The 12,686-nt window shown below is 62.4% G+C and carries 11 protein-coding genes and 1 pseudogene; 7 read left to right on the top strand and 5 right to left on the bottom strand.

Going from position 1 to position 12,686, the window contains the following annotated elements; genetic code table 11:
* Nucleotides 1-46 precede the first annotated feature (46 nt).
* Together Q7T10_RS13250 and Q7T10_RS13245 are read right to left on the bottom strand one after the other, a co-directional pair.
* Nucleotides 47-1,165: a TRAP transporter substrate-binding protein gene (locus Q7T10_RS13250; RefSeq protein ID WP_304748960.1), complete on the bottom strand. Its 1,119-nt coding sequence runs from the start codon at nucleotides 1,163-1,165 to the stop codon at nucleotides 47-49.
* Between the two features lie 158 nt (nucleotides 1,166-1,323).
* Nucleotides 1,324-1,464 (bottom strand): hypothetical protein, encoded by a 141-nt coding sequence (locus Q7T10_RS13245; protein WP_304748957.1) that lies wholly within the window; start codon nucleotides 1,462-1,464, stop codon nucleotides 1,324-1,326.
* Between Q7T10_RS13245 and Q7T10_RS13240 the strand changes: the two are divergent.
* Both Q7T10_RS13240 and Q7T10_RS13235 read left to right on the top strand, forming a co-directional pair.
* Nucleotides 1,463-1,963 (top strand): annotated as a pseudogene (locus Q7T10_RS13240) (MBL fold metallo-hydrolase); the annotation flags it as partial. The gene Q7T10_RS13245 and the pseudogene Q7T10_RS13240 overlap by 2 nt on opposite strands.
* Nucleotides 1,964-2,164: 201 nt before the next feature.
* Entirely contained in the window at nucleotides 2,165-2,575 is a 411-nt protein-coding gene (locus Q7T10_RS13235; protein ID WP_304749019.1) for a rhodanese-like domain-containing protein, read from the top strand.
* Between the two features lie 15 nt (nucleotides 2,576-2,590).
* Here the strand turns inward: Q7T10_RS13235 and Q7T10_RS13230 are convergent, their stop codons facing one another.
* A complete protein-coding gene (locus Q7T10_RS13230; RefSeq protein ID WP_304748955.1) occupies nucleotides 2,591-4,033 on the bottom strand; it encodes an amidase in 1,443 nt (480 codons plus the stop codon).
* Nucleotides 4,034-4,138: 105 nt separating this feature from the next.
* On the opposite strand from Q7T10_RS13230, the gene Q7T10_RS13225 reads away from it, so the two are divergent.
* A complete protein-coding gene (locus tag Q7T10_RS13225; RefSeq protein WP_304748953.1) occupies nucleotides 4,139-4,906 on the top strand; it encodes a type III pantothenate kinase in 768 nt (255 codons plus the stop codon).
* Between the two features lies 1 nt (nucleotide 4,907).
* On the opposite strand, the gene Q7T10_RS13220 is transcribed toward Q7T10_RS13225, so the two are convergent.
* Nucleotides 4,908-6,005 carry a M14 family metallopeptidase gene (locus Q7T10_RS13220; protein ID WP_304748952.1) on the bottom strand — a complete coding sequence of 366 codons (1,098 nt, stop codon included), beginning with the start codon at nucleotides 6,003-6,005 and terminating at the stop codon, nucleotides 4,908-4,910.
* 11 nt (nucleotides 6,006-6,016) lie between these two features.
* Complete coding sequence (locus Q7T10_RS13215; RefSeq protein WP_304748950.1) at nucleotides 6,017-7,210, bottom strand: M20 aminoacylase family protein; 1,194 nt, start codon at nucleotides 7,208-7,210, stop codon at nucleotides 6,017-6,019.
* Between the two features lie 217 nt (nucleotides 7,211-7,427).
* Between Q7T10_RS13215 and Q7T10_RS13210 the strand changes: the two genes are divergently transcribed.
* The 4 genes from Q7T10_RS13210 to Q7T10_RS13195 are packed head-to-tail and all read left to right on the top strand — an operon-like array spanning nucleotide 7,428 to nucleotide 12,620.
* Complete coding sequence (locus tag Q7T10_RS13210; protein WP_304748949.1) at nucleotides 7,428-8,267, top strand: endonuclease/exonuclease/phosphatase family protein; 840 nt, start codon at nucleotides 7,428-7,430, stop codon at nucleotides 8,265-8,267.
* Entirely contained in the window at nucleotides 8,264-9,514 is a 1,251-nt protein-coding gene (gene clsB / locus Q7T10_RS13205) for a cardiolipin synthase ClsB (RefSeq protein ID WP_304748947.1), read from the top strand. Before Q7T10_RS13210 ends, clsB begins: the two co-directional genes overlap by 4 nt.
* Entirely contained in the window at nucleotides 9,511-10,500 is a 990-nt protein-coding gene (locus Q7T10_RS13200; RefSeq protein ID WP_304748944.1) for a lysylphosphatidylglycerol synthase domain-containing protein, read from the top strand. The genes clsB and Q7T10_RS13200 overlap by 4 nt, the downstream gene beginning before the upstream one ends.
* Before the next feature lie 29 nt (nucleotides 10,501-10,529).
* Nucleotides 10,530-12,620, top strand: coding sequence for a molybdopterin-dependent oxidoreductase (locus Q7T10_RS13195; RefSeq protein WP_304748943.1), 2,091 nt, complete (start codon nucleotides 10,530-10,532; stop codon nucleotides 12,618-12,620).
* Nucleotides 12,621-12,686: the final 66 nt, after the last annotated feature.

Here is a 12,686-nt window from a genome sequence, read left to right as displayed (position 1 = left end):
CCATCCGGACAAGGTCCGAATGGCCGATGGATGCTGCAAGAACCGGTCAAGCCTTCTTGGCTGGGAAGAAATGGTTCACAGCCATGCGCCGATTGACGTAAGTATCCTGGTCCCACTTCACAGCGCGCCCGGCAAATGCCTTCTGCGATGCGACGACTTCCTTGAACAAGGGATTTTCCGCCGACTTCTTCTCAATGATGGCATCCCACAGTTTGAGTTGGGCCTGCAAAACAGAATCGGGGGTCTTGTAGAACTTGACCTTGTCTTTGGTCTGCAACTCGATGTAGTCCTTGGAGTAGCGGTCAATCGCCTTCCAGGACATCTCGGCCGATGCGGCCTCGGTGGCGCCGGCGATGATTGCCTTCATTTTTGGCGGCAGCGCGTCGTACTTGGTCTTGTTGAACATGATCTCGAACGTCTCGGCGCTCTGGTGGTAGCTCTGCAGCATGCAGACCTTGGACACGTCAGGAAAGCCCAGCAGGCGGTCCGAGGAGGCATTGTTGAACTCGGCCCCGTCAAGCAGGCCACGGTCCATGGCGGGCACGATCTCGCCACCGGGGAGCGCGTTCACCGCAGCACCCATCGCCGTGAACAAGTCAATCGCCAGGCCATTGGTACGGAACTTGAGGCCCTTGAAGTCTTCCGGTTTGGTGATGGGCTTCTTGAACCAGCCCAGCGGCTGGGTTGCCATCGGGCCGTACAGGAATGACTGCACATTGCCACCGATGGAGGCGTAGAGTTTCGCCAGCAGTTCGGCACCGCCGCCGTACTTGTGCCAGGCCAGAATCATGTTGGCGTCCATGCCAAATGCGGGGCCGGAGTTCCACAGCGCGAGCGCATTCTGCTTGCCGTAGTGGTAACCCAACACACCATGTCCACCATCCAGCGTACCCTTGGACACCGCTTCCAGCAATCCGAATGCCGGCACCACGGCGCCCGCTGGCAATACTTCGATCTTGAGATCGCCGCCGGTCATGTCGTTCACTTTTTTGGCGTAGTCGAGGGCATACTCATGAAAGATGTCCTTGGCTGGCCAGGTACTTTGCCAACGCATTGAAATCGGCCCGGTTTGCGCCTTGGCGACCATGGGGGCAGCCATGGCACCCGCGGCCAGGGCAGCGCCCTTGAGCAGGCTGCGGCGACGGGGGGTCTTGCTATCGGTCATGCTTGTGTCTCCTGTTGTTGATTGGCAAACAGCCTATCTTTTTCCTTTTTCCGGACATTTGTTACAGGGTAATTACCAATGAAAGCCACTATCGGAGTTCTTTTAACTCACAAGAGTTTTTAATTTTTTTCAACTAATCCGGTGCCGGCTCGCGATCGTCATGGAACCGCAACCGGCAATGCCCCCATTTGAATCAGCCAGCTGCCGGGCGCGTTTGAGTTGCTCCCCGTCAGCATCAATGTGAAAATCAACAGGTGCGCAATCGTTTCTTCACCCTTCAACAGATCCAGACCCGCCATGAAACCCATCCAGCTTTTTGACCCGGCATCTTCCACCTACACCTACGTCCTGTTTGATGAGGGAACGCGCGATGCCATCATCATCGATCCGGTGGACGTTCAGCTGGAGCGCGATCTGGCAACCCTGCGCGAGTACGGCCTGAAGCTGCTCTGGACCGTGGAGACACACGCCCACGCTGACCACATCACCAGCGCCGGACAGCTGGCCGAGTTGGCGGGCGCCAGAACCGCAGCGCCCGCTGGCTGCGGCATCACCACGGCCGCGGTCCAACTCAAGGACGGCGACACCCTCAGTTTTGGCCACGAGCAAATCAAGGCACTTCATACGCCCGGACACACCGCCGGCAGCATGAGCTTTCTGTGGCGTGAGCACGTATTCACCGGTGACACCTTGCTGATCAACGGCTGTGGTCGTACCGACTTCCAATCCGGCAGTTCCGAGGCGCTGTATCACAGCCTGACCCAGGTCCTGTTTGCACTGCCGGATGCCACCACGGTCTGGCCGGGGCATGACTACCACGGGCGTACCCATTCCACCATCGCGGCGGAGAAGGCCGGCAACGCGCGCGTGGCGGGCAAGACGCTGGCCGAGTTCACCGCCATCATGGCGGCGCTGCATTTACCCAAGCCCAAACGCATTGACGAAGCAGTGCCGGCCAATCTCAGCTCGGGGCTGCGGCATGACGCAGGCGGCGAAGCGATGCTGACGGCGCGTCCCGCGCAGGGCTATGCCGGCGATGTATCGCCCCAACTGGCCTGTCAGTGGTGGCAGGCAGGCGACGCGGTACTGGTTGATGTTCGCACCGACGCCGAGCGTGAATGGGTGGGTTTTGTGCCAGGCGCTGTTCCCCTGGCGTGGAAGCAGTGGCCGGGCATGGTCATGAATTCCGCCTTTGATGACGGTCTGCTGGCAGCCGTGCCGGCCGACAAGAAAGTCGTCTTGTTGTGCCGCAGCGGTGTGCGCTCCATCGCAGCGGCCAGACGCGCCACCGAGCTGGGGCTGGAGGCCTACAACATCCTTGAGGGTTTTGAAGGCGATCCGGACGAGCACGCACAGCGGGGGCGCAAAAACGGCTGGCGCTACCACGGCCTGCCTTGGCGGCAGGGCTAGGACGCAGTCACCCTTTCACCGCCATGCTGACGCCACAGGTGGCGGGCGTTGAAGTACCTCTTGCGCGGTTTGCTCATAGGCATACGCCAGTTGCAGCAACTCCCAGTCGCCATGCGGCTTGCCGATCACCTGCAGGCCCATGGGCAAGCCACGAGCATCAAACCCGACCGGCACACTGATGCAGGGCAACCCGGCAAAGGTGGCGTAAATAGTCACCTCCATCCAGCGATGGTAGGTGTCCATCTCGACGCCATTGATGTAACCCGGCCAGCGCTGATCGACATCGAAGGGCCAGACCTGCGCCACCGGCAAGGCCAGGAAGTCATGTTCTTTGAACAACGAGAGCATGTGCTGGTAAAAGGCCGTGCGCTGCACGCTGGCACTCAGGAATTCGGTGCCGCTGAGGTTGCGCGCCTGCTCGTGCTCCCACAACGCCTCGGCCTTGATCAGTGCGCGATTTTTTGGATTCAACAAGAACGGGGCGATGCGCGCCGCGACCAGCGCGCGGCGCCAGACCAGCCAGGCCCGCCAGATCGTCTCCGGTGGCATGCCCAGCTGCGCCGGTTCCACCGTGCAGCCCAGCACCTCCAGCCGGTGCAGCCCCTGCTCGCACACGTCGAGAATGCCCGGCTCCATGGTGAGATGGCCCGAAAGATCCCCCAGCCAGCCAATGCGCACTCTTTTGCAGTCAAAACCACCCAAAGCCCCCGTAAAACGGGCGCCATCAGCTATCGAAAGAGGAGCGCGCTGATCAAAGCCAGCCTGCACATCAAGCAGACGGGCAACATCCTGAACGGTGCGCCCCATCGGACCTTCGGTACCGAGCTGGCTGACCCAGGCGTCCTGCGCCGGCCACATCGGCACGCGCCCCTGGCTGGGCCGCAGGCCAAAGACATTGTTCCAGCCGGCCGGGTTGCGCAGGCTGCCCATGAAATCCGAACCATCGGCCACCGGCAACATGCGCAGGGCCACTGCCACCGCCGCGCCCCCACTGCTGCCCCCGGCCGAGCGCGAGATATCGTAGGCATTGCGGGTGGCACCAAACACCTCGTTGAAGGTATGCGAGCCCAGGCCAAATTCGGGCGTATTGGTCTTGCCGATCACGATACAGCCGGCCGCTTTCATGCGCTGCACCATCAAACCGTCTTCCTGCGGGACAAAGTTGCGCATCAGGGACGAGCCGAGCGTGGTGGGGATACCCGCCGAGTTGGCAAGGTCCTTGATGGCCTGCGGCATGCCATGCATCCAGCCCAGGGACTCACCACGCGCCAGCTGCGCGTCTCGCTCATCGGCTTGGCGCAGCAGCAGATCGCCATCCTGCAGGCTCACAATGGCCTGATGCCTCGGGTTGACCAAGTCAATCCGGCGCAGGTAGGCCTGCATCACATCACGGCAGGAAATCTCCCTCGCATGGATGGCGCAGGACAAGGAATGGGCAGGGAGTTCAACGATGGACATGGCTTGGTGATCCGGTGGGCGAGTGTTTTGGCGGCAACGTGCAGATCGTTCCACAACGGACAAACCCTGTTGGCCAGCCCTCTCTGGTTTGATGATAATGATGGCATGACATTTCTGGCAATTGACGTTGGCAATACCCGCCTGAAGTGGGCGCTTCACCAATCACCCCATCCAGACGCACCGTTGCTGGCCCAAGGCGCCGAGTTTCTCGAAAATATTGACAAACTGGCGGACGGTGCCTGGGCCACCGTGACGCCACCCGACCGCATGCTGGGCTGCATTGTTGCTGGCGACGCCGTCAAACGCCGGGTTGAGGAGCAGATGGAAATCTGGGATGTGGCCCCCCAATGGGTGGTGTCCGGTGCGGCAGAAGCTGGCCTGACCAATGGCTATGACTATCCCGCGCGCCTGGGCGCGGACCGATGGGTGGCGATGATCGGCGCCTGGCACCGCGCTCTGGCTCAGGGCCCGGCGCGGCCAATGGTCGTCGTCATGGTGGGCACCGCAGTGACGGTGGAGGCGATTGATGCCAGCGGCAAGTTCCTGGGCGGCCTGATCCTGCCGGGCCACGGCATCATGCTGCGAGCCCTGGAGTCAGGCACCGCCGGACTGCACGTGCCAACCGGCGAGGTGCGCGAATTCCCTACCAACACCAGTGACGCGCTCACCAGCGGCGGCACCTACGCCATTGCCGGCGCCGTGGAGCGCATGGTGCAGCATGTGCGCATGCACTGCGGCGCCGAACCCAAATGCGTCATGACCGGCGGCGCGGGCTGGAAGATGGCCCCCAGCATGTCGGTGCCCTTCGAACTGGTGGACAACCTGATTTTTGACGGTTTGCTGGAGATGGCCGCGCGCCGCTTTGCGGATTGACTCAGGCGCCGAGTCCGTCTACCGCCTGAAACAGGGCTTGGCGTGCCTGGCTGATGATCTGGCCTTTCCAGGCGTCGGTGTCGGTGTAAAAGGCATCCATCATTTGCTGCTTGATCTGCCTGGCCAAAGCCGCCGGCGCTTGCGGGTGAATATTGAGCCAGTGCTCGGCGCGCAGGGCCAGCATGACCTCGGCCATCGGCTGCGTGCCGTACTCCATGGCAATACCGGTGTACTCGGCCTGCGGACATTCCTCGTACAGGGCAATCCACATGAGCCCCGTCAGAAACGCGGAAGTGGATGTTCCGTCATAGATCGATGTCACCGGCGTCGCGCCCTGCCCGCCCCACCAGTCGCGAGCCCTTGCCAGAGCAGCCTGGTCATCCCGGCAGGCAAAAATGCGCTCCCCCACACCGTTGGGCCCCAGGCCCGTGTGCAAATCGATCCAGGCAATACGCTGTGCCTTGCGCGCATGATCCCGCAGCACCTGACGGATCGTCCGGTTGCTCCAGGTCGGTTCGGTGCCACCAAAGAACAGGCCCTCGGGAAACTCATGCTGACCCCGCGTGATCGCGGCCTGAAATGCGGCCATTCCATTCGTCTCAATGAACCGGGCCACCGCTTGCGCGTTGGCAGCGTCTGGCGGCCATTGTTCCGGCAGCAGCAAGGGACGCAAGGCACGATAGGCCTCGTTCACGGGCAAGGGTTTCGAGAAATCCTGAAAATTACGGTTCAAGTCCACGTTTTCGTGGGTGGTACGGCGAATATGCGAAAAACCAAAAGGATTGAGGGCGTGCACGTACAGCACGGCAACACCCTGCGCGCGGGCCTTTTCGCGCCACTGCGCATCATGCAGCGCGAACACCTGCACGCCGCTGCCGCAATAGCCCTCAACGCCATGACAGGCGCTGGTCACGATCAGCAGCTTGCTCGCATCCGGCGACCCGTCCAGTGCCACATCCATGGCCAGGGCTTCACCATCCCGCCCGGACAGCGGGTGAAGATGGGACGTAACGGTCAAGCCGGCGGTGGCGGCGGCCTCCAGAAACTTGACACGCGCCTTTGCGTAGCTGGCGGAGAAGGAATCAACGACATTCATCATGTGGCACGGCCTCACGCAGCGTCTTTGAGCCATTCCTCGGCCAGGCGCACCCAATAGGTGGCACCCAGGGGAATCAGGTCATCGTTGAAGTCATAACTGGGGTTGTGCAGCATGCAGGGGCCGCCGCCATGCCCCATTTCCCGGTGTGCACCGTCACCGTTCGCAATGAAACTGTAGCAACCGGGTTTGGCCAGCAGCATGTAGGAAAAATCCTCCGCCCCCATGGTGGGCTCCTGCACCTGGACGTTGTCCTCACCGACGATGCTCGCCATCACCCGGCGCGCGAACTCTGATTCTCTGGCGCTGTTGATGGTGGGTGGGTAGTTGCGGACAAACTCGAAGTCGCAGGTCATGTCAAACGCGGCACAGGTGTGCTCCGCAATCTGCTTCATCCGCTGCTCGATCAGATCAAGCACCTCCAGCGTGAAGGTGCGCACGGTGCCCTGCAACTCACAGCTGTCGGGTATGACATTGGTCGCCTCACCGGCGTGGATCATGGTGACGGAGATCACACCGGCATCGATCGGCTTCTTGTTGCGGCTGATGATGGTCTGAAAGGCCTGCACCATCTGGCAGGCCACCGGCACCGGGTCGAGCCCGTTGTGCGGCAGGGCCGCATGGCCGCCCTTGCCGTGAATGGTGATCTTGAACTCATTACTGGAGGCCATCACCGGCCCCGGGCTGACGGCAAACTTGCCCACTTCAGAGCCCGGCCAGTTGTGCATGCCAAACACGGCGTCCATCGGAAACTTGTCAAACAAACCATCCTTGATCATCTCGCGCGCGCCACCACCGCCCTCTTCTGCGGGTTGGAAGATCAAGTACACCGTGCCATCAAAATTACGGTTTTTGGCAAAGTGCTGGGCCGCGGCCAACAGCATGGCTGTGTGGCCATCATGGCCACAGGCGTGCATCTTGCCGGGGTGTTGGCTGGCGTGGCTGAAGGTGTTGAACTCCTGCATCGGCAGGGCATCCATGTCCGCCCGCAGGCCGATGGCGCGCCCGGAGGTTCCATTCTTGACGATGCCGACCACACCGGTCGTCCCCATGCCGCGGTGAATGGGAATGCCCCACTCGGTGAGCTTCTGCGCCACCACATCGGCGGTGCGGGCTTCTTCAAAACACAACTCGGGGTGGGCGTGAATATCGCGGCGAATGGTGGCCATAGCGGCGGCCTGGGTAACGATGGAATCAATGATTTTCATGAATACTCCTGTCACTCAAGTCTATAGCGAAGCAAAGGTTCGCGTCGACGCGCGATGCGGCCCATCTGCCGGCCCAGGACCTCGCCCTCTGAAAGGCTTCCCAAAATGTGTCAAAAGAGCAAAATTGGCTTGCTGTCCTACAGTCGATGGGGACCGGGTGGCATAAAAATGTAGCTTGTCCCTTTCTTTTCGCCTCATGCCTTCTCCTGAATCCCTTATGAACCTCGGTCAAACGGCCACTGTCACCGCCTCACCCAATGAAGCCGATGCGCTGGCCGCCACCCAGGAAGCACCTGCATCGGCGTCGCCAAGCTTTTCCATCAAAGTCCTGACGGTCAACATCCACAAGGGGTTTTCGTTCTTCAACCGCAAATTCATCCTGCATGAGTTGCGCGAAGCCATCCGCAGCGTCGGTGCCGATGTGGTTTTCTTGCAGGAGGTAACGGGGACACACTCCTCGCACGAAAGTCGGGTGGCCAACTACCCGGCCACACCCCACTACGAGTTCCTGGCCGACAGCATCTGGCCGCAGTTCGCCTATGGGCGCAATGCCGTCCACACCAGCGGCCACCATGGCAACGCCGTGCTGTCAAAGTTTCCCATCGTCAGCTTCGACAACCGGGACGTCTCCATCAGCGGTGCCGAGGGGCGTGGCCTGCTGCACTGTGAGTTGCAGGTGCCCGGCCGCGACGCCTGTGTCCACGTCATTTGCGTGCATCTCGGGCTGACCGAGGCTCACCGCCTCAAACAGCTCCATATGCTGTGCGACATCGTGCACAAGCACATCCCGGCCAATGCCCCGGTGATTGCGGCGGGCGACTTCAATGACTGGCGCCGCCGCGCCCACGACGTGCTGGCGCAGGGCGCCAGCATGCATGAGGTATTTGTACAGGCCCACGGCAAGGCCGCCCGCACGTTCCCGGCACGTTTTCCCTGGCTTCCGCTGGACCGCATCTACGTGCGTAACGCGATCGGCCACGCGCCAATGGTGCTGCCGCTCAAACCTTGGTCCCATCTGTCGGACCACGCACCCCTGGCGGCGGACATCGAGCTATGAACGGGCGTTGGGTCGGTGGCAACCTGGTCACACTGCTGATCAATGGCGAGGCCTTCTTCCCGCGCGTTTTTGAGTGCATTGCCGCGGCCGAGCGCGAGGTCCTGCTGGAAACCTTCATCCTGTTTGAAGACAAGGTGGGCCTGGCCCTGCAGGCAGCGCTGCTGACGGCAGCGAGACGAGGCGTGCAGATTGATGTCACCATCGACGGTTACGGCTCGCCTGACCTGTCGCCCGCCTTCATCTCGGCACTGACGCAAGCCGGCGTACGGGTCCATGTGTTCGACCCCAGCCCCAGGCTGTGGGGCTACCGCACCAACGTGTTTCGGCGCATGCACCGCAAGATTGTCGTGATCGACGGCACACGCGCCTTCGTTGGCGGCATCAACTACTCGGCCGACCATCTGGCGGACTTTGGCCCGACGGCCAAGCAGGACTACTCGGTGGAGATTGAGGGGCCGCTGGTGACCCAGATCCAGGACTATGCGATGACCCAGCTGCTGATCGCCCAGCGTCAGCCGCCCAGCCTTCGTCATCGCCTGTTCGGACGCGCGCCGGAAGTTCCGCAGGACAACACGCTGCCAGCGGCGGGCACCGCCGAGGCCCTCCTGGTGACGCGCGACAACCGCGAACACCGAAGCGACATTGAACGTCACTACCGCATCGCCATCCGCGGTGCGCGACACCGCATCATCATCGCCAATGCCTACTTTTTTCCTGGCTACCGCCTGCTCCGGCAACTGCGCCGGGCGGCGCGACGCGGCGTCGACGTGAACCTGATCCTGCAGGGCGAGCCCGACATGCCAATTGTCAAAATCGCCGCCGGCCTGCTTTATCACCACCTGCTGGAGGCAGGCGTCAAGATCTATGAATACCAGGAGCGCCCGCTGCATGGCAAGGTCGCGCTGACCGACGACGAATGGTCCACGGTGGGCTCCAGCAATCTGGACCCGCTGAGCCTGTCGTTGAACCTGGAGGCCAATGTCATCATCAAGGACCGCGCATTCAACCGGGGCTTGGGCGAGCACCTCGAACTGCTGATACAAAAGAGCTGCAAGCAGATCCTGCTCAGGGATGTGGCCGAGACCGGCATCTGGGTGAGCTTGCGCAGCTTCTTCGTTTTCCATTTGCTGCGGCGCTACCCGGCCTGGTTTGGCTGGCTGCCAGCCCATACGCCGCGCCTGACGCCAGCCGAAAAGTTGATGACCGAGGCGGGGAGCGATCACGTCAATGAAGGCCAGGTGTCATGACGCAGAAACCTGTGCGGCGCAAGCCCGGCATCACCGGCAAGGCGTGGTGGCCCTGGGTGAAGCGCGCCGCAACGACCGCTTTCTTCTTGCTGGTCGCCTGGCTTCTGGTCACCCAGGCGCGCGCTGTCGAGTGGCGCGAGGTGTTTGCCACCGTCGCCAGCTACCCGCTGCCCTCGCTGCTGGGCGCCGTCGTGCTGGCCCTGCTCAGCCTCACCTTGTACAGTTCATTTGACCTGCTCGGACGGCACTACACCGGCCACACGCTGCGCACGCCCACCGTGATGCGGGTCACCTTCATCAGCTACGTGTTCAACCTCAACCTGGGCTCGCTGGTGGGCGGCGTCGCCCTGCGTTACCGGCTTTATTCACGGCTGGGGCTTGGCACCGGCACGATCACCCGCGTGATGTCCTTCAGCATGCTGAGCAACTGGATGGGCTATCTGCTGCTGGCTGGCGTCATTTTTGGCTTTCACACCCCGGCACTGCCGCCTGGCTGGAAAATTGGCAGTGGCGGCCTGCAGATTCTGGGTTTTGTTCTGCTGGCGATCTCGCTCGTCTACCTGCTGCTGTGCGCTTTATCCCCTCAACGCAACTTCACCCTCAGGGCCCATGAACTGAGCCTGCCCTCGCTGCGACTGGCGGCTCTGCAACTGTGCATGGGTGCAGCCAACTGGCTGCTCATGGGCGGCGTGGTGTACATGCTTCTGCAGCAAAAGATCGCGTTTCCCACCGTGGTCGGCGTGCTGCTGGTCGCCGCGGTGGCTGGCGTCATCACCCACGTCCCGGCCGGACTCGGCGTGCTGGAAGCAGTCTTTGTCGTCCTGCTGTCGCACCAGCTGCCCAGCCACGAAATACTCGCGGCACTGCTGGTCTACCGCAGCATCTACTACCTGGCCCCGCTGACGCTGGCTGCCGTGCTGTACCTGGTGGCGGAGACACGGGCCAAAAAATTGGCGCCACCCGGCCGCAAGCGCCGCGCCACGTAGGATACTGGCACGCATCCACCGCCAAGCCCATGAACGCAACATCCTCCCTTCTGCCCGACACCACGCACACCCAGGTGTTGGGCGCCTGTCCCCATGACTGTCCGGACACCTGCTCCATGCTCACCACTGTGGCCGGCGGAATCGCCATCAAGGTGCAGGGCAACCCGGCCCATCCCCACACCGATGGCGCCTTGTGCACCAAGGTCTCTCGCTACACCGAGCGCACCTACCACCCGGAGCGCATCCTGCACCCGCTCAAAAGAGTGGGGCCCAAAGGCGCCGGCCAGTTCGAGCGGGTGAGCTGGGACAGCGCACTGCAGGACATTGCCGCCAGACTCAGCACCATTGCGCGTCGCAGTCCAGACGCTGCCCAAGCCATCCTGCCCTATAGCTACGCCGGCACCATGGGGCTGGTGCAAGGCGAGAGCATGTCGGCCCGCTTCTTTCACAAGCTTGGCGCATCTCTCCTTGACCGCACCATCTGCGCCGCTGCCGGCGGCGAGGGACTGACCCATACCCTGGGCGGCAAGGTCGGCATGCGGGTGGAATTTTTTGCCGAATCCAGACTGATCATCATCTGGGGCAGCAACTCGATCGCCAGCAACCTGCACTTCTGGCGTTACGCCCAGGTGGCCAAGCGCAACGGCGCCCGGTTGGTCTGCATTGACCCACGCCGCAGCGAAACGGCCGATAAATGCCACGAACACATTGCACTGCTGCCCGGCACCGACGGCGCCTTGGCGCTGGCGCTGATGCATGAACTCATCACCCATGACTGGCTCGATCACGACTATCTGGCCCGCCACACATTGGGCTGGGACTTGCTGCGCGAGCGCGCCCTGCAGTGGCCACCTGAGCGGGCTGCACAGGTGTGCGGCATCAGCCCTGAGCAGATAAGCGCCCTGGCGCGGGACTACGGCGCTTGCGTGGCAAGCCATGAGCCGGCGGCGATCCGCATGAACTACGGCATGCAGCGCGTCCATGGCGGCGGCAACGCCGCGCGCCTGATTGCCTCCCTGCCGGCGCTCATTGGCGCCTGGCGCCATCGCGCCGGCGGTGTGCTGCTGTCCAGTTCCGGCCTGTTTCCGGTCAATCGCGCGGCGATGCAACGGCCCGACCTGCTGGGCAGCCGTGCGCCGCGCACCATCAACATGAGCACCATTGGAGACGACCTGCTGCGCCCAAGCAGCCTTGAATTCGGTCCGGCCATCGAAGCGCTGATCGTCTACAACAGCAACCCGGTGGCGATTGCCCCCGAGTCAGCCAGGGTAGTGCGGGGCTTCGAAAGGGACGACCTCTTTACCGTGGTGCTGGAGCATTTTCAGACCGATACGGCCGACTACGCCGACTACATTCTGCCCGCCACCACCCAGCTTGAACACTGGGATGTGCACTCCAGTTATGGCCATACCGATGTGCTGCTGAACCGTGCGGCCATTGCGCCCCTGGGCGAGGCCAAACCCAATACGCAAGTATTTCGCGAGCTGGCCCGGCTCATGGGTTACACCGACGCCTGTTTTGCCGAAGACGACCAGGCGCTGTGCCGCAGGGCCTACGGGGACGCCGTCAATTTTGACGAGTTGCTGGACAAGGGCTTTGCCACGCTGGCACTGGCGCAGGCCCCATTTGCCCATGGCAACTTTCCCACACCCTCCGGCAAATGCGAGTTTTTCAGCGCTCGCCTGGCCGCACGCGGCCTCGATGGTCTGCCCGACTACGTTCCCAACCACGAAGCGTTCAGCTCGTCCCCCCTGTACCCGCTGGCCATGATCTCCCCGCCGGCCCGGAATTTTCTGAATTCCACCTTTGTCAACGTGAAGAGCCTGCGTGACATCGAAGGTGAGCCCTTGCTGGAAATGCACGCCGCCGACGCGGCAGCGCGCGGCATTCAAAGCGGCGAGATCGTGCGCGTCTTCAACCAGCGCGGGGCGTACCGCTGCAAGCTTGAAATCTCAAAGCGCGCCCGCCCTGGCGTGGTCAACGGGCTGGGCGTCTGGTGGCGCAAGCTCGGCCTGGACGGCACGAACGTGAACCAGGTGACCAGTCAAAAACTGACCGACCTGGGGCGGGGGCCCACGTTTTATGACTGTCTGGTAGAGGTCGAGAAGGACGCGCTTTAAGCGTCTGGCGCCTCAGAGTTTTCTGGCACCTGCACCGGCGCCACGGCAGCAGTGGCAAATAATGAG

It is taken from the genome of Rhodoferax sp. (genome assembly GCF_030646845.1).
Classification (GTDB): domain Bacteria; phylum Pseudomonadota; class Gammaproteobacteria; order Burkholderiales; family Burkholderiaceae_C; genus Rhodoferax.
Note: the sequence above shows the minus strand (reverse complement) of the source record. Positions and strands in the feature narration are given on the sequence as shown.

Excerpts from the sequence above, each read along its gene's own strand:
- Q7T10_RS13250 (WP_304748960.1), bottom strand. The coding sequence starts at position 1,165 with ATGACCGATAGCAAGACCCCCCGTCGCCGCAGCCTGCTCAAGGGCGCT.
- Q7T10_RS13245 (WP_304748957.1), bottom strand. The coding sequence starts at position 1,464 with ATGGCGGGTCTGGATCTGTTGAAGGGTGAAGAAACGATTGCGCACCTG.
- Q7T10_RS13235 (WP_304749019.1), top strand. The coding sequence starts at position 2,165 with ATGCTGACGGCGCGTCCCGCGCAGGGCTATGCCGGCGATGTATCGCCC.
- Q7T10_RS13230 (WP_304748955.1), bottom strand. The coding sequence starts at position 4,033 with ATGTCCATCGTTGAACTCCCTGCCCATTCCTTGTCCTGCGCCATCCAT.
- Q7T10_RS13225 (WP_304748953.1), top strand. The coding sequence starts at position 4,139 with ATGACATTTCTGGCAATTGACGTTGGCAATACCCGCCTGAAGTGGGCG.
- Q7T10_RS13220 (WP_304748952.1), bottom strand. The coding sequence starts at position 6,005 with ATGATGAATGTCGTTGATTCCTTCTCCGCCAGCTACGCAAAGGCGCGT.
- Q7T10_RS13215 (WP_304748950.1), bottom strand. The coding sequence starts at position 7,210 with ATGAAAATCATTGATTCCATCGTTACCCAGGCCGCCGCTATGGCCACC.
- Q7T10_RS13210 (WP_304748949.1), top strand. The coding sequence starts at position 7,428 with ATGAACCTCGGTCAAACGGCCACTGTCACCGCCTCACCCAATGAAGCC.
- clsB (WP_304748947.1), top strand. The coding sequence starts at position 8,264 with ATGAACGGGCGTTGGGTCGGTGGCAACCTGGTCACACTGCTGATCAAT.
- Q7T10_RS13200 (WP_304748944.1), top strand. The coding sequence starts at position 9,511 with ATGACGCAGAAACCTGTGCGGCGCAAGCCCGGCATCACCGGCAAGGCG.
- Q7T10_RS13195 (WP_304748943.1), top strand. The coding sequence starts at position 10,530 with ATGAACGCAACATCCTCCCTTCTGCCCGACACCACGCACACCCAGGTG.